Source organism: Massilia jejuensis (assembly GCF_042656795.1).
In the GTDB taxonomy this organism is placed as follows: Bacteria; Pseudomonadota; Gammaproteobacteria; order Burkholderiales; family Burkholderiaceae_D; genus Telluria; species Telluria jejuensis.
Window position 1 is genome coordinate 125,571 of sequence record NZ_JBHSMS010000006.1, and the last position, 26,142, is coordinate 151,712.

13 protein-coding genes are annotated in these 26,142 nt (G+C 67.1%); 5 read left to right on the plus strand and 8 right to left on the minus strand.

The annotated features are described in order from the left end of the window. The first annotated feature begins 67 nt into the window (after nucleotides 1-67). On the plus strand, nucleotides 68-1,078 hold the full coding sequence (gene gap, locus ACFPOU_RS01950; protein ID WP_379716376.1) for a type I glyceraldehyde-3-phosphate dehydrogenase: 1,011 nt from the start codon (nucleotides 68-70) through the stop codon (nucleotides 1,076-1,078). A 117-nt stretch (nucleotides 1,079-1,195) separates the two neighbouring features. Here gap and map read toward each other — a convergent pair whose 3' ends face one another. The 6 genes from map to glnE all read right to left on the minus strand — a co-directional run bounded on the left by map (nucleotide 1,196) and on the right by glnE (nucleotide 11,974). Next, nucleotides 1,196-1,960 carry a type I methionyl aminopeptidase gene (map, locus tag ACFPOU_RS01955; RefSeq protein ID WP_379716380.1) on the minus strand — a complete coding sequence of 255 codons (765 nt, stop codon included), beginning with the start codon at nucleotides 1,958-1,960 and terminating at the stop codon, nucleotides 1,196-1,198. 128 nt (nucleotides 1,961-2,088) lie between these two features. After that, on the minus strand, nucleotides 2,089-3,441 hold the full coding sequence (locus tag ACFPOU_RS01960; protein ID WP_379716383.1) for an aspartyl/asparaginyl beta-hydroxylase domain-containing protein: 1,353 nt from the start codon (nucleotides 3,439-3,441) through the stop codon (nucleotides 2,089-2,091). Further along, nucleotides 3,438-4,172 carry a hypothetical protein gene (locus ACFPOU_RS01965; RefSeq protein WP_379716386.1) on the minus strand — a complete coding sequence of 245 codons (735 nt, stop codon included), beginning with the start codon at nucleotides 4,170-4,172 and terminating at the stop codon, nucleotides 3,438-3,440. Before ACFPOU_RS01965 ends, ACFPOU_RS01960 begins: the two co-directional genes overlap by 4 nt. A 65-nt stretch (nucleotides 4,173-4,237) precedes the next feature. Next, the gene (locus ACFPOU_RS01970) at nucleotides 4,238-6,253 is read right to left on the minus strand and encodes an alpha/beta hydrolase family protein (RefSeq protein ID WP_379716389.1); all 2,016 of its coding nucleotides are present in this window, start codon (nucleotides 6,251-6,253) and stop codon (nucleotides 4,238-4,240) included. A gap of 120 nt (nucleotides 6,254-6,373) precedes the next feature. Beyond that, the gene (locus tag ACFPOU_RS01975) at nucleotides 6,374-8,926 is read right to left on the minus strand and encodes a TonB-dependent receptor plug domain-containing protein (protein WP_379716392.1); all 2,553 of its coding nucleotides are present in this window, start codon (nucleotides 8,924-8,926) and stop codon (nucleotides 6,374-6,376) included. 330 nt (nucleotides 8,927-9,256) lie between these two features. Continuing rightward, nucleotides 9,257-11,974: a bifunctional [glutamate--ammonia ligase]-adenylyl-L-tyrosine phosphorylase/[glutamate--ammonia-ligase] adenylyltransferase gene (gene glnE / locus ACFPOU_RS01980; protein ID WP_379716395.1), complete on the minus strand. Its 2,718-nt coding sequence runs from the start codon at nucleotides 11,972-11,974 to the stop codon at nucleotides 9,257-9,259. 180 nt (nucleotides 11,975-12,154) lie between these two features. On the opposite strand from glnE, the gene ACFPOU_RS01985 reads away from it, so the two are divergent. The 3 genes from ACFPOU_RS01985 to tldD all read left to right on the plus strand — a co-directional run bounded on the left by ACFPOU_RS01985 (nucleotide 12,155) and on the right by tldD (nucleotide 18,750). Then, nucleotides 12,155-16,288 carry a YhdP family protein gene (locus ACFPOU_RS01985; RefSeq protein ID WP_379716398.1) on the plus strand — a complete coding sequence of 1,378 codons (4,134 nt, stop codon included), beginning with the start codon at nucleotides 12,155-12,157 and terminating at the stop codon, nucleotides 16,286-16,288. Between the two features lie 4 nt (nucleotides 16,289-16,292). Beyond that, a complete protein-coding gene (locus ACFPOU_RS01990) occupies nucleotides 16,293-17,090 on the plus strand; it encodes a carbon-nitrogen hydrolase family protein (protein ID WP_379716401.1) in 798 nt (265 codons plus the stop codon). Nucleotides 17,091-17,289: 199 nt separating this feature from the next. Continuing rightward, entirely contained in the window at nucleotides 17,290-18,750 is a 1,461-nt protein-coding gene (gene tldD, locus ACFPOU_RS01995; RefSeq protein ID WP_379716404.1) for a metalloprotease TldD, read from the plus strand. A gap of 125 nt (nucleotides 18,751-18,875) precedes the next feature. Here tldD and ACFPOU_RS02000 read toward each other — a convergent pair whose 3' ends face one another. After that, nucleotides 18,876-21,728, minus strand: coding sequence for a TonB-dependent receptor (locus tag ACFPOU_RS02000; RefSeq protein ID WP_379716407.1), 2,853 nt, complete (start codon nucleotides 21,726-21,728; stop codon nucleotides 18,876-18,878). Between the two features lie 486 nt (nucleotides 21,729-22,214). Here ACFPOU_RS02000 and aroG point away from each other — a divergent pair, with 486 nt between their 5' ends. Next, nucleotides 22,215-23,273, plus strand: a complete 1,059-nt coding sequence (gene aroG / locus ACFPOU_RS02005) for a 3-deoxy-7-phosphoheptulonate synthase AroG (RefSeq protein WP_379716410.1) — start codon at nucleotides 22,215-22,217, stop codon at nucleotides 23,271-23,273. 80 nt (nucleotides 23,274-23,353) lie between these two features. Here the strand turns inward: aroG and ACFPOU_RS02010 are convergent, their stop codons facing one another. Then, on the minus strand, nucleotides 23,354-26,104 hold the full coding sequence (locus ACFPOU_RS02010; RefSeq protein WP_379716413.1) for a TonB-dependent receptor: 2,751 nt from the start codon (nucleotides 26,102-26,104) through the stop codon (nucleotides 23,354-23,356). Between the last annotated feature and the right edge of the window lie 38 nt (nucleotides 26,105-26,142).

Sequence of the window (26,142 nt, forward strand, 5' to 3'; positions counted from 1 at the left end):
AAAAGGTCGCGGGAGAAGCGCAGCTCTCCCGCCTGCTAACGGTTTTTTTTAATCAGGAGCACAAAGTATGACCATCAAGGTTGCCATCAACGGCTATGGCCGTATCGGCCGCAACATCCTGCGCGCTTTCTACGAAGGCGGCAAACAGCAGGATATCCAGATCGTCGCGATCAACGACCTCGGCAATGCCGAATCGAACGCCCACCTGACCCGCTACGACACGGCGCACGGCAAGTTCCCGGGTACCGTCACGGTCGAAGGCGACAACATGATCGTCAACGGCGACAAGATCCGCGTGTTCGCGCAGCGTAACCCTGCCGAAATCCCATGGGGCGAACTCGGCGTGGACGTCGTGCTGGAATGCACCGGCTTCTTCACCACCAAGGAAAAGGCCTCGGCCCACCTGAAGGGCGGCGCCAAGAAGGTCATCATCTCCGCGCCGGGCGGCAAGGACGTCGACGCCACCATCGTCTTCGGCGTCAACCAGGACGTGCTCAAGAGCACCGACACGGTCATCTCGAACGCGTCCTGCACCACCAACTGCCTGGCTCCGCTGGTCAAGCCGCTGAACGACGCCATCGGCCTGGAAACCGGCCTGATGACCACCGTCCACGCCTATACCAACGACCAGGTGCTGTCGGACGTGATGCACGAAGACCTGCGCCGCGCCCGTTCGGCCACGATGAGCATGATCCCGACCAAGACCGGCGCCGCCGCCGCGGTCGGCCTGGTGCTGCCCGAACTGAATGGCAAGCTGGACGGCTTCGCGATCCGCGTGCCGACCATCAACGTCTCGCTGGTCGACCTGTCCTTCATCGCCAAGCGCGACACCACGGTGGACGAAGTCAATGCCATCCTGAAGACCGCCTCGGAAGGCGCCCTGAAAGGCATCCTGACTTACCAGACCGAGCCGCTGGTATCGATCGACTTCAACCACAACCCGGCTTCGTCGAACTTCGATTCGACCCTGACCAAGGTCTCGGGCCGCCTGGTGAAGGTTTCGTCGTGGTATGACAACGAGTGGGGCTTCTCGAACCGCATGCTCGATACCACCGTTGCCCTGATGAACGCCAAGTAAGCCGCGTCACGCACAAACGCCCTGCCGGGCGTCACGGGATGGCCGTTTCGCCCTGCAAGCCTGGTACTTGCAGTGACGAGGCGGCCATCTTTTTTTTCGTCCACGGCGGGGCAGGCCTCAGGCTTTCGGCCAGGGCGTCAGGATCTCGGCGCCGTGCGCGGTCACCGCGATCATGTGTTCCCATTGGGCCGAGAGCGAGCCGTCGCGCGTGACCACGGTCCAGCCGTCCTCGAGCTGGGCCACTTCGTCGTCGCCGGCATTGATCATCGGTTCGACCGTGAAGGTCATGCCTTCCTTGAGGAGCAGGCCGGTGTTGGCGCGGCCGTAGTGCAGCACCTGCGGGTCTTCGTGGTAGACGCGGCCGATGCCGTGGCCGCAATAGTCGCGCACCACCGAATAGCCGGCGCTCTCGGCCAGCTTCTGGATCGCGTGGCCGACGTCGCCCAGGCGCGCGCCCGGCCGCACGGCGCGGATGCCGGCCATCATGCACTCGAACGTGGTGTCGACCAGGCGCTTCGCTTCCGGGCTCGGGGTGCCGGCGTAGTACATGCGGCTGGTGTCGCCGTGCCAGCCTTCCTTGATGACGGTGACGTCGATGTTGACGATGTCGCCGTCCTTCAAGATCTCTTTTTCGCTCGGGATGCCGTGGCAGACCACGCCGTTGACGGAGGTGCACAGGGTCTTCGGGAAGCCGTGGTAGCCGACGTTGGCCGGCGTGGCCTTCTGCACCTTGCGGATGTATTCGTTGCAGCGGCGGTCGAGTTCCTCGGTGGAGACGCCGGGGACGACGTATTCCGAGATCATTTCCAGCACTTCCGCGGCCATGCGGCCGGCCACGCGCATCTTCGCGATGTCCCTGTCGTTCTTGAGTTTGATTGCCATGGTTGGTTCGATTGGTGCGCCGAGTGCGCGAAGGCGCAATGATACCCGAGCGCTTCCCGGCGCAGGGGCGCCTGCCCGGAAATGAAAAGGCCCGCAGGCATGCCTGCGGGCCGTCGTGCAAGGCTATTTTAGCCGCGCAGCGCGTGGGCCGCCTGCTCGAGATCGGCCGGCGTGAAGTTTTCGGCGGTGCTGATCAGCTCGACCACGTGGCGCGTGGCAATGCGTTCGGCCGGCGTCAGGTGCGGATTCCAGCAATCCATCAGCAGGATGACGCGCGGCTGGTCGGAGCGGTTCCAGGCCTCATGCTCGAAGGTATCGTCGAACATCATCGGTGCGCCTTCGCGCCACGCGTGTTCGCCGCCGCCGCGCACATTCAGGGCGCAGCCCGGCGGCACCAGAAGCGGCAGGTGCATCACCAGCCGGGTGTTGGTGGCGCCATGGTGCGGCATGATGTCGGTACCGGGCTGCAGCACCGAGAAGCAGACTTCCGGGGCCTGGCCGGCAACCTCGCACAGCTCGATGCTGTCGAGCAGCCCGGACGTCACCGGGCAGCGCGCGTGGTTTTCAGCGTAGCGCCGCCCATGGCGGAAGAAGAAGAACGCATCCCACGAGGGTTTGCTGCCGGCGCCGCCGAGGTAGCCGTCGCGGCTCTGGCCCGGCGCGAACTGGAGGAATTGTTCGATGCCGGCGTCGGCCTCGAGTACCGCCAGCGCCTCGGCGCGGATGGCGTCGAAGGAGCCCACCAGGCGCGCCGTCCACGGGTGCAGGAACGGATCGTGGTAGGGACCCTGGGGCAGGCCCGGGAAGTACAGGAACTTCGGCTTCTGGTGCACGCTTGCCGGAGCATCCTGGCGCGCGCCGAGGTAGACTGCGAGCGCGTGTTCGAGGCGTGCCATCTCGGCGGCGCCGAACTGCGCGCGCATGCGCTCGAAGCCCGCGATCACCGGCGCATACAGCTGCGCGTTGACCTGGGCGATGATGTGCTGGATGACAGGACGGAAGGCGGGCGGCGTACTGGCCATGCCGGTCAGCTGGCCGGCCGCCTGGCCCAGGCGCAGGCCCTGCGACCAGGCGCGCAAGGCCAGTTCATGCCGGCCCGCGCTGTCGAATGCCTGGCCCAGCAGCAGCCAGCCCACGTACTGTTTGGGTTGACGGGCCAGCAGCGCGGCCAGGGTATCGACTGCATCGAGCTGCTCGCCGCCGGCCAGCTGCAACTGGGCGCGCTGCAAGGCGACCGCGGCCACGCCGGGCGCGTGGCGCGCGGCGGCGTCGACGCATCCGCGCGCGCGCGCGCCGTCGCCACGCCCGGCCGCCAGTTCGGACAGCAGCAGCCAGGCTTCTGCGCAATCCGGCGCCGCCTCGACCAGGGCGCGCAGTTCAAGCTCGGCCGACAAGACGTTCTTGTCGGCCAGGTGCTGGTGCGCCCGCGCCAGGGCGGCGCGCACCGTTGCGTCGGTGACGGGAGCGGAGCGTGCGTTCACTTGCCGGCCTTGATCGCAGTTTCGTCGTCTTCACGGAATCGGCGCTGGCCGCATTCGGTGGTCCACTTGCGGCGCGATGCGAGCAGGGCCTTTTCGTCGGCGGCCAGCGCTTCGCTCTTCTTGTTCCAGGCGGCTTTGCTGCCGCTGCCCTGGGCCAGTTGCGCGTTCGCTTCCTTGACCGCGCCCTCGTAGGCGGCGATCGCGCTGTCGCGCTCGGCCACGAGCCTGGCTTCGGTGGTCTTGAGCTCGGCCTGTTCCTGCTTGAGTACGGCGCGGCGGCGGTCGGCGTTGCGCATGTCCTTCGAGCGCGCTTCGAATTCGGTCATGCGCGCATTCCAGTCCTCGACCGTCTTGCCGTAGGCGGCGTAGGCGGCGTCGGCCTGCTTCACCGCATTGAGTTTCTCGTCAACCAGCGCACGCGCGTCCGCGCCCGGCGCCGGCGCGCTGGCCAGCGCCTCGCGTTCCTTGTCGAGCTCGGCCTGGCGGCGCCCGATCGCGGCGGTGCCGGCGTCGTTGCTTTCGTTGAGGGCCATGCAGGCGCGCAGTTCGTCGCGCGTCAGCAAACGGTCGCCTTTGCCGCGGCGCTTGGCGTCGTCGTTGACCGGCCCGGACTTGACTGCGGCACCCTTGCCGGGCGCCTGGCCGGCGGACTGGCCGGCGGCGTGGACGGCGCCGAGCGGCAGGGCGCAGGCGAGAACGAGAGAGGCGAGGCGGGACAGGTGGATGTTCATGTATTTCCTTTTGCTAGAGAAAGGCGGCGCACCCTCGTAAGGCGCGCCGCCCGTAAAACGTTATTCTATTTCAGGTTCTTCGCGAGGAAGGTTTCGACACGACGCCAGAAGTCGAGCTGGTTCTTCATGAGGACCCAGCCGTGGCCTTCGCCCTCGTATTCCACCCATTCGACGTTCTGGTTGCCGCTCTTGGCCAAGGCTTCGCGCAGCCTGGTACCGTGCGGCAGCGGCACGCGACGATCGAGTTCGCCATAGGCCATCAGCACCGGCTGCTTGATGCGGGCCGCCTGCAGCAATGGCGAGGTCGCGCGGAACTGCTCGGCATCGCGGCGCTGGTGGCCGATCATCGTCGGCATGCCGTAGCGCATCCACTTGCTGCCCATGAAGTCGCTCCAGCCGATGTCGTACATCAGGCCGATGTCGGTGACGCCGACCCAGTTGATGCCTGCGCGGTAGAGCGCCGGTTCCTTGACCAGGCCCATCATGGCGGCATAACCGCCGTAGCTGGCGCCGGCGATCGCGATGCGTTTCGGATCGGCCAGGCCTTGTGCGATGGCCCAGTGGGTGGCGTCGGTCACGTCGTCCTGCATCGCCAGGCCCCACTGGCGCCAGCCGGCGCGAAACAGGGTGTCGCCGTAGCCCTGGCTGCCGCGGAACTCGGGCTGCAGCACCAGGTAGCCGCGCGAAGCGAGGAACTGGCTATCGGTCGCGAAGCCCCATTCTTCGCCGCGCACGTTGGGACCGCCGTGCACCAGCACCACGGCCGGCCACGGACCCTTGCCCTGCGGACGCGTGACCAGCAGCGGGACGTCGATGCCGTCGCGCGCCTTGACGCGGACGAAATCCTGCTCGGCCATCTTTGCCGCATCGAGCCAGGGCCGGCTCGAGGCCACCAGCCGCAGCTTGCGCGTGGCGCGCTCGTACAGGAAATACACCGGACTCTGGCGGTCCGAATAGGAAGTGACGACATGATGGCGGGCGCTGCTGCACGAGGGCGCGCAGCTGAACACGTTGATGGTGCCGTCGAGCTGCTTGTCGATCGCTTCCTGGTCGGCGCGCAGGGCCGGGTCGAACCAGACCGTGCCCTTGGCATCCGACGTGTAGAGCACGCCCGAGGTCTTGCGGCTGGCGGCGTCGAACAGGACGGTGCCGTCGAAATCGAAGCCCTTCAAGGTCAACAGCGGTTCGGCCGGCAATGCGGCATCCTGTGGCGCCATCCGGAACAGCGCGCTGGTCTTCGCATGACCGCTGGCCGGGTCGATTGCGACGACGAGCAGCTTGCCCTCGAAGTCGACCGCCACCGGTGTATAGCTGCCGGGCGCCGGGTCGATCCTGTCGGAACTGGCCAGCTTGACCCAGGCATTGCTGGCCGGATTGCGCCAGTACACCATTTCCTCGGTCATGCGGCTGCTGGCGATCGCCACGCGCGGCTGGCCGCTCTGGTCGAGCAGCCAGGTGTGCACGCCGTCAGGCGCGCCGACCGGCGTGATGTTGCGCATCTCGCGCGTTTTCGTGTTCAGTCTTAACAGCTTGCTGTCGAGCGGCGCATCGTCGCTGATCCATTCGTAATGCTGGACGAAGACATCGTCGCTGCCGTCGTCGGCCGCTCGCACGAAGAGGTAGCGGTCGCCTTGCAGGACGCCGCGCTTGGTGTTGTTGGGGCGGTCCTCGCGCTTGCGGTCGATCAGCTTGGCGTAACCGCTGCCGTCGGCATTCACGGCGAACAGGCCACGGTCGAGCTGATCGCCGGCCGGCGACTGGCTGTCGGTGGCGTCGAACCAGAGGCGGTCCTTGTTGATCCAGCCGAAACGATCGATGTCGGCGTCGCCGAAGTGTGCAATGCCGGTGAAAGCGGTCGGGGTGGCGGTGTCGGCCACGGCCAGCGTCATGCGGCCGTCGGCGGCCGGGATCAGCAGCGCGATCTTGTCGCCCGATGGGGACAGGCGCGGCGTGACGGCGGTGGCGGGGCGGAAGAAATCCTGGAGCGGTATCGGCGTGGCGGCGGCCGGCAGGCCGGCCGCGATCGCGAGAGCGGCGCCGGCGGCGCGCGCAGCCAACTGGAAACTACGTGGAATGAACATGGCGGGCCTCGGAAATGGCATCGGGGGGGCGGCATTAAAAAAGCCGCAGCGGAAATTCCGCTGCGGCTTATTAAGTCAGGGACAGTCCTGCTAGTCCCTGCTGTTCGTCAAACTTGCGTCTTAGAACTTTTGTTCCAGGCGGAAATATGCCTGGCGACCGTACGCATCGTACAGGTCATAGTTGAACGGCTTGCTGTCGTCGCTGACCAGGGTCGGCAATTTATCGCCGATGTTGACGGCGCCGATGCTGATCTTGAAGCCTTTGAGCATCGCTGGAGCGTAGCTCAGCTGGACGTCGTGCGTGACATAGCTGCCGACGCGCAGGTCTTCGTCCTTCTTGCCGTTCTTGCCGATCATGTTGATGTTGTACGCCAGATCCAGGCCCGACATGCCGAACGCGGTGACAGCCCAGGTGTTGTTCAGCTGGGCGCGGTTCCTCGGTTGACCGAAGTCGCCGTTGAAGTCGACGCCATTGGTTTCCGCTTTCAGCATGTGCGACACGGTCAGGTCGTGACGGAAACGGCCCAGCGTGGCGTAGCGGTGGCTGAAGACGGCCGACGCATCGATACCGGCGTATTTCAGGATACCCTCGTTGGTCGTGCCGGAAACGACCTGCACGATGGCGCCGGTGGCTGGATCGCGGCGTACTGCCAGGCCGGACGGCACTGGACGGGTATCCGTGCCGTTATCCCGGTTGACCAGGGTCTGGGCGTCGATGAACGACAGCACGTCGGTGATCTCGGTGTTCCAGTAGTCGGCCTTCAGGGTCAGCGCCTGGTTCACGTCCCATGCGCCGCCGAAGCTGTACTGCTTCGATTTTTCCGACGTCAGGGTCGGGTTGGCGATGCGCAGGCCGTTGATCTGGATCGCCTCGGTCAGGCACTGGGCCGGCGTGTAGCTGCCGTCGGCGGCGCAGGTGCGCGGATCGATCACCGGGTCAGCCGAGAACGAAGGCTTCGAGGTGATCAGCGGCAGCGACGGCGCGGCGAAACCGCGGCCGACCGATGCGCGCAGGGTGACGGCGCGGGTCGGAGCCCAGCGGACCGATGCCTTCGGCGAGAAATCGCTGCCGTAGTCCGAGTATTTCTCGTAACGGGCGGCGATGTTACCTTCGACGGTCTTGGTGAACGGCAGGGTCCATTCAGCCGAGACGGCGTCGACTTCGCGGTCGCCCGATGCCGAGTTGCCCGAGCTGCCCAGCACTTCGCCGGCTTCGCTCAGCGAGTCGTAGATGTCGGCGTAGACTTCCTTGCGGTGCTCGGCGCCCACATACAGGGCCGAGGTGCCGCCAGCCATCGCGAACAGGTCGTGGGTCGCGGTCGCGTAGATTTCCGACTGCGCGAACTTCGAGTCACGGCCGGTGGTGGTGGTGATTCCGCGGAGCACCGTCTCGGTGTTCAGGAACGGATTGACGATGTTGTAGCTGCCGTTGTTGATGGCGGTCGTGGCCAGGCCCTTGACCACGAAGCCGCGGCCGGTTTCAACGAGCTTGGAGACGGTGCGGCGCACGCCGACGTCGATGTCGAAGCCCTTGACCGTGCCCTTGATGCCGGCCGAGATGTCGGTCAGGTTGCCGTCGGTGCTGGTATCGCGGTTGCCGGCGGCGGCGAAGCGGTGCGCCAGGAACACGTCGTTGTTCGGGGTGCGCGACAGGTTGTTCGGGCTGCCGGCCTTGACCAGGATATTGTCCGGCACGGGCGCGAAACGGCCGAAGCTGGTGTTGTTGGTGTTCGACGCGGCCATGTAGGCCGTGAAGTCCGGCGAAATGTTGTACTCGGCGCGTGCGAAGACCGACTTGGTCGCGGTTGCGGCTTCGTCAGCTGCGACGAGGTTGAAGTCGTAGCGGCAACGGCCGTTGGCGGCCAGGTAGAAACCCTTGTCCGGGAAATCGCAGGTGCCGGCATTGCCCAGGAAGGTGGTGCCGCGGAACAGGCCGCCGGCGCCGTCGTCGAGCGCCGGGTAGAACGAGTTCGAGAACGACGACGCGCCCTTGGCCGCGCCCCATGGGTAGTCGCGCACGAAGATGATGTCGCGCGAGGTGCGCGAGGCGCCGGCGATGAAGCGGCCCTTGTCCGAGGTCAGGCCGAACAGTGCCGACGCTTCGTCGCGGTCGCCGCCCTTGATCGATGGATTGGTCTTGCCGACCGAGACGTACACGCCGTCGAAGTCCTTGCGCAGGATGATGTTGATGACACCACCGATGGCTTCCGAACCGTAGATCGCCGAAGCGCCGTCGGTCAGGATTTCGATGCGCTCGACGGCTGCCATCGGGATCGAGTTCATGTCGGCCGCATCGCCGACGTTTGGTGCCTTGGCGACGCGACGGCCGTCCACCAGCACCAGGGTACGCGAGCTGCCCAGGCCGCGCAGGTTGGCGCCGGAGAAGGACTGTGCCGACGAACCCGACTGTGGACGGAACTGACCGGTGGTCGAGAACGTCGAAGTACGGATGAATTCAGCGATCGTGACCGAGCCGCTGTCTTCCAGCTGGGCACGGGTGACGACGGTGACCGGCAGGGCGCCTTCAGCGGCAGCACGCTTGATGCGCGAACCGGTCACTTCGACTTTTTGCATGGAATCGGCGACGACCGGGGTCTCGGTGGTCTGTGCGAAAGCCGACATCGCGCTCACAGCCAGGGTAACGGCCGCGGCGATTTTGGTACGTTGATACATGAACTCTCCAATGGAAAAGATTGTCTGTGTGTCGTCTGCTGCGTATTCCGGGTTATCCCGGATGATCAACGCGCCACAGGGTAGTTGTGCCTTGCATAAAAACATACAGGTTCGCTGAATAAAATCTCTGTGTTCTGCGAGACTTGCACATCAGACACTTTCATTCGTCAGGTGTCAATCTAACGATGTGTAAAGACGTTGCAGAAACCACACAATTGAACAAACAAAATAATTGTTGCGGCGCAATATGAAAACATGGGCGAGTCGCATGGGCGGCTATGCGCGGCGCATGTGCAAGCGCATCATTCCCGGCTGCGCGCGCGCGGGAGGTCATTGAAATAAACTTGTCCACAGTGCGGTGACGCTTGCCCGCTGCGCTTGCAGTTGCGCTGGCAGCACCCTGGCCAGTTCCATGCCCTGCAGGCGCAGCTGGTGCTGCAGCTTGCGCATGGCGCGGTAGGCGTCGGCGCTGGCGGCGGCCAGCGCCGGATCGATCAGTCCCAGGTCGGCGCTCAGCCGCAGCAAGGCGATGTTGCCGACATTGGCCGTCAGTTGCGGATGTTGCGCCGCATGGCGCAGCACCAGGTACTGGACGATGAACTCGATGTCGATCATGCCGCCCGCGTCCTGCTTCAGGTCGAACAGCGCGCTGCGGTTCGGCATCGCTTCGTGCATGCGCTGGCGCATCTTGAGCACTTCGGCTTTCAACTCGGCATCCTGGGCGCTGCGGTCGCGCCGCAGCACCGCTTCGCGGATTTCCTCGAAGCGCTTGCCGATGGCCTCGTCGCCGGCGCAAAAACGCGCCCGCGTCAGGGCCTGGTGTTCCCAGACCCAGGCCGCATTGTGCTGGTAGCGCTCGAAGGCGGCCAGCGAGCTGACCAGCATGCCGCTGGCGCCGTCCGGGCGCAGGGCGGTGTCGATGTCGAACAGGATGCCGGCCGGCGTGTGCGCCGTCATCCAGGTGATGAAGCGCTGGCCCAGCTTCGCATAGTTCGACGGCGCCATGTCGTCGTCGTCGTCGAACAGGAAGATCACGTCGAGGTCGGACACGTAGCCGAGTTCCTTGCCGCCCAGCTTGCCGTAGGCGATGACGGCGAAGCGCGGGTCCTCGCGGTGGCGCGTGGCGACCGTTTTCCAGGCCCAGCGCACGGTGGCGGCCACGACCACGTCGGCAAGCGCCGACAGATGGTCGGCCAGGCGCTCGACCGACAGGTCGCCGGCCAGGTCCAGGGCAAGCAGCCGGAACAGCTGGGCATGGTGGGTGTCGCGCAGGATGTCGAGCTGGCGCTCGGTGTCGCCCGCGGCTTCCCCCAGCTTAACGTCGAGGCTGGCGCACAAGTGCCCCGGCTCGTCGATGCCGCCGCGGTCGTCGAGCAGCTCGTCGAGCAGGATCGGGTGCTGCGTGAGGAACGTGGCGGCCCAGCCGCTGGCGTGCATCATGCGGATCACGCGCTCGAGCGTGTGCGGATATTCCGACAGCAGCGACAGGTAGGCCGAGCGGCGCGCGATGGCTTCCAGGAAATCGAGCAGGCGCCCGAGGGTGGCGCCATGGCTGCCGACGCCGGCGTCGGCCACCACCGTCGCCACCAGCGGCAGCGCCATGTTGACCAGGGCGAGCAGGCGCACGCGGCTCGCATCGGGCAGGCTCTGCAGGCGCGGCGCGGCCCAGGTCGCGGCCAGGCGGCGCGCCCCGCCGGCCGGGTCTTCGAAGCCGAGCGCGCTCAGATGGGCCTCGATCGCGGCGATGCTCTCGGGATCGGCCGTGATCGTCTCCAGTTCGGCGCGTTCCTCGCCGGCGGGAACGCCCTTGTCGGCGAACATGTCGTCGAATTGCGCGGCGACGAAGGCGCGCTGCTCGTCCAGGCGGGCAAGCAGGGTCGCGACGTCGGGCAGGCCCATCATTTGCGCGACGACCAGGCGGTCGGCGTCGTTGGCCGGCAGGGTGTGGGTCTGGGCGTCTTCCAGGTATTGCAGGCGGTGTTCCAGGTTGCGCAGGAAGGTGTAGGCGGCCAGCAGGCGTTCGACGGTCTCGGGCGTCATCAGCGCGCGCTCGGCCACCAGGCGCAGGGTCTGGCGCGTGGAACGCTCGCGCAGGGCCGGGTCGCGCCCGCCTCGGATCAGCTGGAACACCTGGGCCAGGAATTCGATTTCGCGGATGCCGCCGCGGCCGAGCTTGACGTTGTTGCTGCGGTCCGGATGCAGGCGCTCCTGGCGTTTCACCTCGGCGCGGATCTGGGCGTGCATGTTGCGGATCGCGTCGATGACGCCGAAGTCGAGATAACGGCGGAACACGAAGGGGCGCACGATCGCTTCCAGCGCCGCGATGTCCTCCTCGGTACCGGTGACGGCGCGCGCCTTGACCCAGGCATAGCGTTCCCATTCGCGGCCTTGCACGATCAAATACTCCTCGACCATGTTCAGGCTGGCCGCGAGCGGCCCGGAATTGCCGTTTGGGCGTAGCGCCATGTCGACCCGGAAAGTAAAACCGTCCTCGATGACTTCCGACAGGGCGCCGATCAGGCGCCGCCCCAGGCGCACGAAGAATTCGTGGTTCGACAGCTCGCGCTGGCCCGGGCCGGCGGCCGTTTCGCCGTCTTCCGGGTAGACGAAAATAAGGTCGATGTCCGACGACACGTTCAGTTCGCCGCCGCCTCCCTTGCCCATCGCCAGCACCATCATTTCCTGCGGGCGGCCGGACTCGGCGCCCATCGGCATGCCGTGGGCGGCGACCAGTTCGGCCATCAGGTCGGCCAGGTGGGTACGGATCGCGAAATCGGCCAGGCCCGTCATGGCGCTGACGACCTCGTTCAAGTCGGAGCGGCCTTCGAGCTCGCGCCGGATCAGGGTCGCCAGCAGCAGATTGCGCAGGCGCCGCATGGCGCGCGGCAAGGGGATGCCCGCAGCCAACTCGTGTTCCAACAAGGCGCCGAAATCCGGGCAAGCCAGCGATAATTGGGCCAGCTGTTCGACGCGCTCCGCACGGCCGGGGGCGGCGGCGATCCAGCGTTGGTAAAAGCGTGAGGCGCAGGCAGGGGAAGCATCGGTCATCGGGTGGTCCGGCACGAGAGTAAAGCGTTCCGACAGGCAGCTTGCGGTAGAATTGCGCGCCGTGCTGCCCCGGTCGGCACGATGGTAAGGTAGACGCCGCAATACTAGCAAGCGCTCTTATTTTAAAGAAATATATAAGAAATATATTAACGTAACGGCGAGCCTTTTATTAGCACCCTGATGAATCCGGAACCACAGGCGCCCGCGGCGCCCGTGCCGCTGGCTGAACGCTGGCGGCGGATGCGTGCCGCCTACCGCTATGCCAACCTGGCGTCGCATCATGTGCTCGGTTTCCTCGTCAAGCTGGCGCTACTCGTCTATTTCGGGCTCGGTATCCTGTTCCTGGCGCTGCGCTACGCCATCCTCCCCAACATCGACCTGTACAAGGACGACATCGAGCGCGCCGCCGGCCGCGCGCTCGGCAACGAGGTCGCCATTGCCCGTATCTACGCCACCTGGAGCGGCCTGCATCCGGCCTTGTTCCTGGGCGACGTCACGCTGACCGACAAAGCCGGACGCCAGGTGCTGGCGCTGCCCTCGGTCGCGGCCACCTTTTCCTGGTGGAGCGTGTTCGCGGGCGAACCGCGCTTCGAGACGATCGAGCTGATCCGGCCCCAGCTGGACGTGCGGCGCGGCGCCGACGGTGTCATCGAGGTCGCCGGCATGCGCATCGACCCGCGGCAGGAGCAGGGCGGCAGCGGCGGCGACTGGGTGTTTCGCCAGCGCCAGATTCTCATCCGCGAAGGCCGGATCGACTGGACCGACGCCCGGCGCGCCGCGCCGCTCTTGCGCCTGCGCGACGTCGGACTGGTATTGCAGAACCACTGGACCACGCACCGGCTGGCCCTGACGGCGACGCCGCCGAGCGAACTGGCGCGCCCGCTGGACGTGCGCGCCCGCTTCACCCATCCGCGCTTCGGCGGGCGCGCATCCGACATCGCGCGCTGGAAGGGCGAGCTCTACGCCGACCTGCGCGAAGCCGACCTGGCCGCCTGGCGCCAGTACCTCGATTACCCCTTCGCCCTGTCCCAGGGCCGCGGCTCGCTGCGCGCCTGGATGACGCTCGACAAGGCGCGCCTGGCCGGCTTCACCGCCGACCTGGCCCTGGCCGGCGTGGCCGCGCGCATCAAACCCGACTTGCCGCCGCTGAGGCTGGCGCGTGTCTCGGGACGCCTGTCGGCGCGCGAAACGCTGGTGGCCGGGGAAGCGGGCGGGCGGCCGACCTTCGGCGCCAACGGCCACACGATCAGCCTCGACAATTTCATGGTCGCCACCGAGGACGGGCGGGCGCTGCCGCCGGCCACGCTGACCGAAACCTATGTGCCGGCGCGTGCCGGCAAGCCGCAGCGCGTGTCGATCCGGGCGCGCCAGGTCGACCTGGCCGCCCTGGCGGAGCTGGCGGCCCAGCTGCCGCTGTCGGCGCTGCAACGGCGCGCGCTGTCCGACTTCGCCCCGCGCGGGCGCCTGCTCGACTTTTCCGCCTCCTGGGAGGGCCAGTACCCGCGCCTGGCCGGCTACCGCGTCAAGGGCCAGGTCGCGGGCCTGAGCCTGCGCCCGCAAGCGGCGCGCGCGGCCCAGGCCGGCGCACCGGCCTTGCCCGCGCTGCCGGGCTTCGACAATCTGTCCGGCAGCGTCGACGCCACCGACAAGGGCGGCAGCATCACGGTCGACGCGAAGGAGCTGGCGCTGCACATGCCGGCCTGGTTCGCCGACCCGTCGATGCCCTTCGACCGGCTGGCGCTGGGCGCGCGCTGGACTTACCAGCCGAAGGAACGATTGCTGGTCGAAGTCGACAAGCTCGAATTCGCGCAGGGTGCCTTGCGCGGCAGCCTGGCCGGACGCCACCTGCTGCCGCTGGGGCCGGGCCATGGCCCGGGCGTGGCCGACCTCGAAGGGACCCTGGACGGCTTCCAGATCGCCCAGGTCGGGCGCTTCCTGCCGCTGGCCACGCCCGAGCACTTGCGCGGCTGGCTGGGCACGGCACTCCAGGGCGGCATGCTCGACGACGTGCGCCTGCGCCTGCGCGGCGACCTGGCCGAGTTTCCCTTCCGTGCCGATAACGCGGCCGCGCGCGCGCGCGGCGAATTCCGGGTCAGCGGGCGCTTGCGCGACGCCGTGCTCGAATACGCGCCGGGTCACCGCACGCCGGACAACAAGGCGCAGTGGCCGCTGGCCGAAAACATCAACGGCAGCATCGTGTTCGACCGCGCGCGCATGGAAATCCATGGCGAGACCCTGCGCAGCCAGGGCCTGAACCTGTCCGGGGTGAAGGCGGTCATCCCGAACCTCGGTGCGCACGACATGCTGCTCGATGTCGAAGGCGCTGCCGACGGCGCGCTGCAGGACTTCCTGCGCTATATCGCGGCCAGCCCGGTGCCGGAGTGGATCGGCCACTTCACCGACGACACCCGGGGCACGGGCAACGCCGTTCTCGGCCTGAAGCTGCAGATGCCGCTGGCGAACCTGTCCGACACCAGGGTGCAGGGCGCCTTGCAGCTGCTCGACAACGACATCAACCTGTTCCCCGACCTGCCGCCGCTGCAGGGGACCCACGGCAAGGTGGAGTTCAGCGAGCACGGCGTCAACCTGAACGCGGTGGGCGCCAGTTTCCTCGGCGGCCCCGTGGCGCTTTCCGGCGGCACCCAGGCCGACGGTGCGATCGCGATCCGCCTGGCGGGCACGCTGTCGGCCGAAGGCATGCGCAACAGCGCGCCGGCGCCGGCCGTCGCGCGCCTGGCCACGCGCCTGTCGGGCAGTACACGCTACGGCGGCACGATCACGGTGCGCGACCGTCAGCTCAATGTGACGCTCGATTCGACCCTGGCCGGCCTCGGCTTGGAATTGCCGGCCCCGCTGAACAAGCCGGAGGCGGACGCGCTGCCCTTGCGCTTCGTCCTCAACGGCGCGCCCGCCGCGGCGGACGGCGCCGGGCGCGACGAATTGCGCCTGTCGCTGGGCAACGTGGTCGCCGCGCGCTACAGCCGCAGCAAGACCGCGCGCGGCGCCTGGGTGGTGGAACGCGGCGGCATCGGCGTGAACCTGCCGGCCCCCGAGCCGGACGAGGGCGTGATGATCAATGCCGACATGAAGTCCCTGAATGTCGACGCCTGGGTGGCGACGGCGCGCGCGATCGCCGGCGAAGGCGAAGGCGCTGCCGGCGGCGGCCCGAACGCCGCCCCGAATTTTTCCCAATATGTGCTGCCGACAACGATCGCGGCGCGCGCGTCGGAACTGTTCGTCGGCGAGCGACGCATGGCCGACGTCGTGGTCGGCGCCTCGCACCGCGGCAGCGTCTGGCAAGCGAACATCCATTCGCGCCAGGCCACCGGCTACCTCACCTGGAGCCAAGGACAGGGGCAGGGCGTGGGCAAGGTCACGGCGCGCCTGGCCTCGCTCGTAATCCCCGAATCGCAGGCGGCCGAGGTCAAGGAATTGCTCGAATCGAGCCGCGGCGCGAGTGCCTCGATCCCGGCGCTGGACATCGTGGCCGAGCGCTTCGAGCTCTTCAACAAACAGTTCGGCCGTCTCGACTTGCAAGCGAGCAATGTCCAGGCGCTGGCCGGCAAGGAATGGCGCATCGACCGCCTGTCGCTGACCAATCCCGACGGCCAGCTGCAGGCGACCGGGCGCTGGCTGACCAAGGACGGCAAGAGCAACACCGGCATGAATTTCACGCTCGACATCATCGATGCCGGCCGCCTGCTCGACCGCCTCGGTTTCCCGGAAACTTTGCGTCGCGGCAAGGGAACGATGTCGGGCGACCTGTCCTGGAGCGGCCTGCCGTATGCGCTCGACATTCCGACGCTGTCGGGCCAGATCGAAATGAACGTCGGCGGCGGCCAGTTCCTGAAACAGGACCCGGGCGCTGCCAAGCTGCTGGGCGTGCTCAGCCTCCAGGCCTTGCCGCGCTTGCTCAAGCTTGATTTCCACGACGTCTTCTCGGAAGGCCTGGCCTTCGACGGCATCAGCGCCAACGCGATGATCACGCGTGGGGTCGTGAAAACCGATAACCTCAAGATGCATGGCGTGGCCGCCACCATCCTGATGGACGGCACGGCCGACATCGCCAACGAATCGACCGACCTGCGCGTGGTCGTGATTCCCGAATTTAACCTCGGCACCGGGCCGCTGGTGTATGGGCTGGCGGTCAACCCCCTGATCGGCCTCGGTTCCTACCTGGCGCAACTGTTCCTGCGTGCGCCGGTGATGAAGGCGCTGACTTACCAGATGCGCGTTACCGGCCCGTGGAAATCGCCTACCATTGTCAAGATCGACAACCCGCCGCCGCGCGCGGCCGCCAAAGCGAAGGAATGAGCCCATGACCCGCGTTGCCGCCGTCCAGATGGTGTCCACCCCCGACGTCGACCAGAACCTCGCGACCGCGCGCCGCCTGGTGGGCCAGGCCGCCGCCGGCGGCGCCACCCTGGTGACCCTGCCCGAATACTGGCCGATCATGGGCATGAGCGACCTTGACAAGGTGCGCCATGCGGAAAGCGAGGGCGCCGGCCCGATCCAGGACTGCATGGCAGCCCTGGCGCGCGAGCACGGCATCTGGCTGATCGGGGGCACGCTGCCGCTGCGCTCGCACGATGCGGGCAAGGTGCTCAACACCACCCTGGTCTATGACCCGCGCGGCGCCTCGATCGGGCGCTACGACAAGATCCACCTGTTCGGCTTCAACAAGGGCAGCGAATCCTACGACGAGTCGCGCACCATAGTGCCGGGCGCGGCCGTGGGCAGCTTCGAAGCGCCGTTCGGGCGCGTCGGCCTGTCGGTCTGCTACGACCTGCGTTTTCCCGAGCTCTACCGCGCGATGGGCGAATGCGCCCTGATCGTGGTGCCGGCCGCCTTCACCCATACCACCGGCATGGCCCACTGGGAGGTGCTGCTGCGCGCCCGCGCCATCGAGAACCAGTGCTATGTGCTGGCCTCGGCCCAGGGCGGCACCCATGCCAACGGCCGCCGCACCTTCGGGCACAGCATGCTGGTCGATCCGTGGGGCGAAGTACGGGACGTGCTGCGCGAGGGCGAAGGCGTCGTGTCGGGGGAACTCGATCCCGCCTACCTGGCGTCCGTGCGGGAAAGCTTGCCCGCGCTGCGACACCGAAGAATGTAGGGTGGCGCGCGTGCCGGGGCGGTGGTAACGTGGCGCATCGCACGGCACCCCGAGAGCGCCCTGGTTTCTCATCGGTCCGACCGCGGGGCACGCATGCGCTGCGCCGCCCGGGGCGCCGATGCGAACACCCGCGTCCGCATCGGTGGAATCGAAGCGGATATGGCACAATGCCCGAATCCACACGAGACACACACGCAAAATGACCCCATTCGAACCGAACCTTTCCTCCCTGGCCGTCGCGCGCGATGTGCTGCTGACGCCGTTTGGCCTCGACGAAGGCAAGTTGCTGCGCACGCTGGGCACGATGTTTACCCACAAGGTCGACTATGCCGACCTGTATTTCCAGTTCACCAAGAGCGAAGGCTGGAGCCTGGAAGAAGGCATCGTCAAGACCGGCAGCTTCTCGATCGACCAGGGTGTGGGCGTGCGCGCCATCTCGGGTGAGAAGACCGCCTTTGCCTACTCCGACGAAATTTCCGAAATCGCGCTGCTCGACGCCGCCGCCGCCACGCGCACCATCGCCCGTGCCGGCGCCGGGCGCGTGAAAGTCGCCGGCGCCACCCAGCCAACCGGCGGGCGCTCGCTCTACCTGCCGCGCGATCCGCTCGCCTCGCTCGACGCCACCGCCAAGGTGCGCCTGCTCGAGCGCGTCGAGAAGATGGCGCGCGCCAAGGACCCGCGCGTGGTGCAGGTGATGGCGGGCCTGGCCGGCGAATACGACGTGGTGCTGGTGGTGCGCAGCGATGGCGTGATCGCCGCCGACATCCGGCCGCTGGTGCGCGTGTCCGTCACCGTCATCGCCGAGCAGAACGGCCGCCGCGAAACCGGTTCCTCCGGCGGCGGCGGGCGTTTCGACTATGGGTATTTCGACGACGCGATCCTCGAACGCTACGCCGACGAGGCCGTCAAGTCGGCCCTGGTGAACCTGGACGCGCGTCCGGCGCCGGCCGGTCCGATGACGATCGTGCTCGGCCCGGGCTGGCCCGGCGTGCTGCTGCACGAAGCGGTCGGCCACGGCCTGGAAGGCGACTTCAACCGCAAGGGGTCGTCCTCGTATGCAGGCATGATGGGCCAGCGCGTCGCCGCCAAGGGGGTCACCGTGGTCGACGACGGTACCCTGCAGGACCGCCGCGGTTCGCTCAACATGGACGACGAAGGCAATCCGACCCAGTGCACGACGCTGATCGAGGACGGCATCCTCAGGGGCTATATCCAGGACACGATGAACGCGCGCCTGATGAAGATGCCGATCACCGGCAATGCACGGCGCGAATCGTTTGCGCACCTGCCGATGCCGCGCATGACCAACACCTACATGCTGGCCGGCGACAGGGACCCGGCCGAGATCCTGGCCTCGGTCAAGAACGGCCTGTACGCGGTCAACTTCGGCGGCGGCCAGGTCGATATCACGAACGGCAAGTTCGTGTTCTCGGCCAGCGAAGCCTACATGATCGAAGACGGCAAGATCACCTATCCGGTGAAGGGCGCGACCCTGATCGGCAACGGTCCGGAAGTCATGAACCGCATCTCGATGATCGGCAACGACATGGCGCTCGATTCGGGCGTGGGCGTCTGCGGCAAGGAAGGCCAGAGCATTCCGGTCGGCGTCGGCCAGCCGACGCTGCGCATCGATGGCGTGACGGTGGGCGGCACGGCCTAGGCCTGGCGGCCTTCACCAGGGAGTGCCCGGCATCGCCGGGCATTTTTTTTTCAGTCACCGTGCGCCGCCGTGGAGCCGGCGCACGGCGCGCGACCAGCGCCGCGGCGCCGGGCGTGGCGGGGGCGTCAGAAGGTATGGCGTGCGCCCAGCGTGAAGGCGCGTCCCACCGCGCCCTGGAAGTCGAGCGGGTTGTAGGCCTGGGCGCCATAGGTCAGCGGATCGAGCGGCGCGACCTTGTCGAACAGGTTCTCGACCGTGGCGAACACTTCCCAGCCGGGCCGTGGTTTCCAGCGCACGATCAGGTCGAAGGTCGTAAACGAGGCCAGCTGGCAGCCGCTCGGCGCATCCTGCCCGTTGGCGAAGTGGCTGGCGCAGCCTTCCGGGTCGCCCTTGAACAGCACGTTGTCGATCGGCCCCCGGTAATTCGCGTTCAGGGCCACGCGCCAGTCGCCACGGTCCCAGGCGGCGCGCAGGTTGACGCGGTGGTCCGGCGTGCCGATGCAATTGGTCACGTCGCAGTTGCCGTGGGTGCCGGCGAAGTCGCGCTCGCTGCCGTCCTGCTCGGTGCGCAGCCATTTGTCGAGGAAGGTCCACTTGCCGTCGACCAGGACGTTGCCCCAGGTGCCAGGCAGGCGCATCGTGTGGCGGGCGTCGATGTCGATGCCGCGCACCTTGGTCTGGGCCGAGTTGACGTAGTTCGCCAGCACGGCCGTGATCGCCCCCGGATCGCCCGGCACCTGCGCCGTGCTGGGGTCGCGCGCGGCCTGGCCGGCGGCGATCGCGGCATCGGTCAGCTGCTGGTTGATTTCGTTCTTGCGCTTGATCTGCCAGAAGTCCACCGAGATGCTGGTGCGCGGCAGCGGGTCCCAGACGATGCCGACGTTGTAGCTCTTCGAACGTTCCGGTTGCAAGGCTGGATTGGGCGAGGTGATGATGGCGATGGGGGCCGGGTTGCAGGCGCTGGCCACGCCCAGGCCGCAGCGCAGCGGATCGGCGGCGGTGGAGAAGGCGGCCAGGCCGCCGACGCCGTTCTCGGCCGCGCTGGGGGCGCGGAAACCGCGCGCGAAGGTGCCGCGCACGGCCAGCTGGCGCGCCGGCTGCCACTTGACCCCGGCCTTCGGCGTCCAGGAGTCGCCGACATCGGTGAAATGGTCCCAGCGCAGCGCGGCGGTCAGTTCCAGGCCCGGCAGCACCGGTGCCAGCGCTTCGCCATATAGCGCGAACACGTTGCGCGCGCCCTGGTAGGCCGAGTAGCCCAGGCCGATCACATTGCCGCGTTCGGTGCCGGTGGTCGGTTGCAGCTCGGTTTCCTCGCGCCGCCATTCGGCGCCCAGCGCCACGCCGAGCGCGCCGCCGGCCAGCTTGCCGAATTCGCGCGTGCCCTTGACGTCGCCCTGGACGATCTTGGTGACGGCATCGTTCGCGATCATCGGCGCGATCGCCGCGTACACCTCAGGACTGTTGAGGCCGGCATTCTCGGCGATGCGCCATACGGTCCCGATCGGCAAGGCCGCGTAGGCCGGGCTGGTGGCGAGCGCGGCGGCGATGTTGGCGGGGGACGGGTCGAGCATGGCAAAGGTGACGTCGCGCTGCAGGTAGCCCATGCGCTCGTTCGACACCATGTTGCGCGAGAAGAGCAGCGAGCTGTCGTATTCCCACCCGGCCAGGCTGCCCTTCACGCCGGCCAGGGCGCGGATGAAGAAGGAATCGATCTTCGAGATGCGCGGACCGACGTCGCCGGCCAGGTAGCGCAGGCGCGCGGGCGTGCCGAAATACGGGTTGTCCGGGTGGGTCGCGCCGAGCCGGACGCCGGCATTGCTGACCGGGCCGCCGGGGAAGCCGACGTTGGCGCTGACGTTGTTGGGCGTGGTCGAGGAGGCGGTCTTGCTCGAATACAGGTTCAGTTCGCTGTACGCTTCCATGTCGCCGCCCAGGCGCCAGGTGCCGCGTCCGAACAGGCTGTAGTTTTCCTGCTCGGGCTGGATCTGGTTGTACGCCAGCGTGGAATCGATCAGGCAGCCGCCGCCGGGGTCGCCCTGCGGATGGCTGGTGAAGTTGGCGCAGGCCGCGGCGGGGAAAAAGCGGGTGAAGCCGCTGGCCGGGTCGAGGCTGCCGCGGTTGTAGTAGTTGTTGGTCGCCGGGTTGCGCACGTTGCCGTTGATGGCGCTGCCGGCGGCGTTGTTGCCGATGATGGCGCCGGTGCCGCCGAGCGCTTCCTGGGCCGAATAGCCCCACCGGCGCAGGTCGATGCGGCCGATGTAGCGGCGGTCGGCGCGGTCGCGCAGCCAGATGTCGTTGCTGCGCTTGAATTCGGCATTGAGCAGCACGTTGTAGCGGTCGGCCTCGAGGTCGCCGAAGCCGTGGGTGACGGCGAGATTCTGCTTTTCGCCATCCCATTCCTCGGTGATGCCGAGCGAGCCGCGCACGGTGGTGCCCTTGAAGTCGCGGCGCAGGATGATGTTGACGACGCCGGCGATCGCGTCCGAGCCGTAGATGGCCGAGGCGCCGTCCTTCAGGATTTCGATGCGGTCGACGGCGTCGGTCGGGATCACGTTCAGGTCGGAAAACACCTTCTGGCCGTCGTCGGCCAGGCCGTAGGGCGCCATGCGCCTGCCGTTGAGCAGCACCAGGGTCGAGGCCGAGCCGAGGCCGCGCAGCGAAATGCCCGAGGCGCCGGCCGCGAAGCCGCTGCCGAAGCTGGTGGGGACCGAGCCCTGGTTGTCGACTGCGAGCGTTTGCAGCAGTTCGGACACGGTGCTCTTGCCGGAGCGCTCGATATCGGCGCGGTTGACGGTCAGCACCGACGAGGCGGTTTCGGCTTCGGCCCGGCGGATGTTGGTGCCGGTGACGACGACGCGCGCGACAGGCCGCTCGGCCACGTCCTGCGCTTGTGCCTGCGGCGCCAGCAGCACCAGGCCAATGGCGCCACCGCCCGCGAACAGGCGACGCACCGCTTGGGATAACAAGGTTTCGATCATTTCCGACTCCAGAATAGGTAGGAATCCCGGTCCAGATGGCTGCTCCTGCGTTGCCTCAGACATTAGATCGTGAGAAATTGACCTACTGCAAAGAGTCGTACAGGCCGGACGGGGGCTTGTCGTGACTTTTGCATTGGAGACAACAAGGCATCTGATATCTCTCAATCGTGATCCGGGCGTATAAAATCCTGTCGGGTTCATGCAACTGTTTGCAAGCCGCGTTTACTTTGGGCGGCAAATGACGCACTGCGACAAAATCCTTGCCAACATTCACGACAAGGGGGTATAGTCATTTCGACCTTTTTCGGATGCCTCCATGCGCAACGCTGCCTTCTTTACCTGCTATTTTTGGTTTAGCCATTCCGGCCTTCAGGCGGTGGAGTAGCGGCAGGTTCACGCATCAGCGGAAACAGACCGAACGACACGAAACCGCCAGCGATGGCGGTTTTTTCATTTGCAGACCAGATAAACGAAACGGAGTACCGCATGCCTCGTACCGACGATTTACGCATCCGCGAAATGAAGGAACTGACGCCGCCCTCGCACCTGATCCGCGAGTTCCCGGTCACCCCCAGGGCCGAGGAAACCGCCTCCGCCGGGCGCACGGCGCTGCACCGCATCCTGCACGGACAGGACGACCGCCTGATGGTGGTGATCGGGCCGTGTTCGATCCACGATCCGCGCGCCGCGCTCGAGTACGCCCGGCGCCTGCTCGAACAGCGCGTGCGCCTTGCCGGCGAACTCGAGATCGTGATGCGGGTCTATTTCGAGAAACCGCGCACGACGGTCGGCTGGAAGGGGATGATCAACGACCCCTACATGGACAACAGCTTCCGCATCAACGACGGCCTGCGCATGGCGCGCGAGCTGCTGCGCGACGTCAACGAGATGGGTCTGCCGGCCGGCACCGAATTCCTCGACGTGATCAGCCCGCAGTACATCGCCGACCTGATCAGCTGGGGCGCGATCGGCGCCCGCACCACCGAATCGCAGGTGCACCGCGAGCTGGCCTCCGGCCTGTCCTGCCCGGTCGGTTTCAAGAACGGTACCGACGGCAACATCAAGATCGCGGTGGAAGCGATCAAGGCTGCCTCGCAGCCGCACCATTTCCTGTCGGTGACCAAGGGCGGTCACTCGGCGATCGTCTCGACCGCGGGCAACGAGGATTGCCATATCATCCTGCGCGGCGGCAAGGCTCCGAACTACGACGCCGCCAGCGTCGACGACGCCTGCCGGCAGATCGCCGCGCTCGGCCTGGCGTCGCGCCTGATGATCGACGCCTCGCACGCCAACAGTTCCAAAAAGCCGGAGAACCAGGTGCCGGTGTGCGCCGACATCGCTCGCCAGATCGCCGGCGGCGACGAGCGCATCGTCGGGGTGATGATCGAATCGCACCTGCTGGCCGGGCGCCAGGACCTGGTGCCGGGCAAGGAACTGGCCTATGGCCAGTCGGTCACCGACGGCTGCATCGACTGGGACACCAGCATCGGCGTGCTGGAGGGACTGGCGGCGGCGGTGCGCCAGCGCCGTTTGCGCGAGGAATGAAATAAAAAGGGGCGGTGAAATTTCACCGCCCCTTTTCACGATTGCCCGGCGCGCAGCCGGGCAAGCACTCGGAACCGAGCTTAGAACTGGTAACGTGCGCCCAGCTTGAAGTAGCGGCCGATGGCGCCGCTGGCATCCATCGGGTTATACGAGAGGCCGCCGTAGGTCAGCGGATCGAGCGGCGCCACCTTGTCGAGCACGTTATTGATTGCCGCGAACACTTGCAGGTGCGGGCTCACGTTGTAGCGTGCCGACAGGTCGAACGTGGTGAACGAGGCCAGGCGGCAGTCGGTCGGTGCATCGGCGCCGTTGGCGAATTTCGAGGCGCACGGGTCGCCGGCGAAGGCGACGTTCTGCATGTCGCTGCGGTAGTTGCCGGTGGCGGTCACGCTGAACGGGGCGAGATCCCAGGAGGCCACCAGGCTGACCTTGTTCTTCGGCGTACCGGCGCAGTTCGAGGTGTCGCAGTTGCCGTGGGTGCCGGCGTACTGGTAGCGCACCGTGTCGGACTCGGCGCGTTCCCACGACGAGATGTGGGTCCAGGTCAGGCCGAGCATGGCGCGGCCGTAGTCGCCCATGCGGAAACGCTGCTTGACGTCCAGGTCGATACCCTTGACTTCGGTGAAGCTCGAATTGCGGTAGGGCGCGCGCGAGAGCAGCAGGCTGCCCGTGTTCGGCACCGCGACGCCGTTGACGACCAGGTTGTTGTCGCCGCGGATCGCGTCCGGCAGGGCGGCCGCCTCGTTGTAGGGCAGCGGGTTGATCTCGTCGCTGCGCTTGATCTTCCAGGCGTCGATCGCGAAGCTGGTGTTGGTCAGGGGATCCCAGACCAGGCCCAGGGTCACGCCCTTCGAGGTTTCCGGCTTCAGGTTCGGGTTGCCGACCTTCACCGCGCCGACGGCGACCGCGCAGTCGGCCACGGTTGCGCCGCCGGCAGCCGGCACGTTGCCCGGGCAACGGATCGGATCGCGCGCGGTCGCCGTGCCGGTGCTCTGGCTGGCCACGCCCGACTCCGCAGGTCCCGGCGCGCGGAAGCCTTCGGAATAGGTGCCGCGCAGGGCGAAGGTCGGGACCGGGGTCCATTTCACGCCGACCTTCGGCGTGGTCGACGAGAAATTCTCGTAGCGGTCGTAGCGCAGCGCGCCGTTGACTTCGACGCCCTTCAGGACCGGCGCCGCCACTTCGACGAAGACCGCCTTGATGTCCTGGTCGCCGCGCGCGGCCACGTAGGAGGCATTGGTCGAACCGTTTTCGGTGCCCGACAGCGATGGATTGTTCAGCTTCTCGCGGCGGTATTCGGCGCCGACGGCCACGCCTAGGGCGCCGCCCGGCAATGGCATCAGTTCGCGCGAGGCTTTCACGTCGAGGATGTCGAGCCGGGTCGTCGAATGCGAGGTGGCGCTGCGGGCCACGGCCGCGTACAGGGCTTGCGGGTTGCGGCCGGCCTGGGCGCCGATGTAGTAGGGGAACAGGTTGCTGGCCGGGTTGCCGAGCGCGGCGGCCAGGGCCGGCATGTTCAGCATGTTGCTGTAGTTCAGGTCGAGCGTCGAGCGCGAGTGCACGTAGGCGCTGTCGTAGTCCCAGCCGGCGACCTGGCCCTTGACGCCGACGACGGCGCGCATGAAGGCATTGTCGGCCGAGCGGGTCGAGGGGCCGATGTCGAAGGCCGAGTAGCGCAGGCGTACCGGCGTGCCGTACGGGTTCTGCGGGTGGTTCGCGGCCAGCACGATGGCGTTGGCGCCGGTGCCGTAGTTGATCACCCCGGTCGGGAAGGCGGCGTTCGGCGGGAAGGCGACGGTCGGCGAGACCGATGGCGGAATCAGCGTGAACTCGGTATCGCGGCGCGAGTAGCCGGCTTCGGCGTACAGTTCGTGGCCGCCGCCGAGGCGCTTGGCGAAGCGCGTGTAGACGTTCAGGCCGCTGATTTCGGGCTGCATCGAGCGGAACTGGTCGGCATGCCACAGGCAGCCGCCGGCCGGGTCTTGCGCGGCCGTGGCCGACAGGGCCGCGCAGCCGGGCAGCGAGACGAAGTTGCCGCTGGCCGGATTGCGCAGGGCGCCGGTCGGGGTCGGGCTCGAGGCGCCCGGGGTGATGAAGCCGGCGGCGAACTGCGTGTTTTGCGGATAGCCCCAGGGACGGATATCGCCGGCGCCGATCCACTTGCGCCGCGACGAACGGTCCTTGTTCATCAGCTCCTGATTCGCGTAGGACTCGATGTTGAGCAAGACGTTGTAGCCGTCTTCGTCGAGCTTGCCCTTGCCCCAGGTGATCGAGCCCTTGGCCATGTCGCCGTCGCGGTAGCGCGACTGGCCGACTTCGCCCTTGAGCACGAGGCCGGTGAAATCCTTGCGCAGGATGATGTTGACGACGCCGGCGATCGCGTCCGCACCGTAGGTCGAGGAGGCGCCATCCTTCAGGATTTCGATACGCTCGACCGCTTCCATCGGCACGGTCGAGAGGTCGGTAAAGCTTTTCTGCCCATCGTCGGCGCGGGCGAACGGCGCCATGCGGCGGCCGTTGAGCAGCACCAGGGTCGAGGTCGCACCCAGGCCGCGCAGCGAGATCGCGGTCGAGCCGGCCGCGAACCCGTTGCCGAAGCCCGTCGGCAGGGAGCCGGCGCCGTCGGCGGTCAGGGTCTGCAGGTATTCGGCAACGGTACCCTTGCCCGACTTGGCGAGGTCTTCACGGGTCACGACCTGGACCGGCGAGGCGGTTTCGGCGCTGGCGCGCTTGATGCTCGATCCGGTCACTTCGACCCGTGCCATCGGCGCTTGCGGCGCCGCGGCGGTCTGGGCCAGGGCAGGCAGGGCGAAGGCGCTGGCAAGAGCCATGGAAACGGCTTGGGACATCATTGTTCTTTTATGCATCT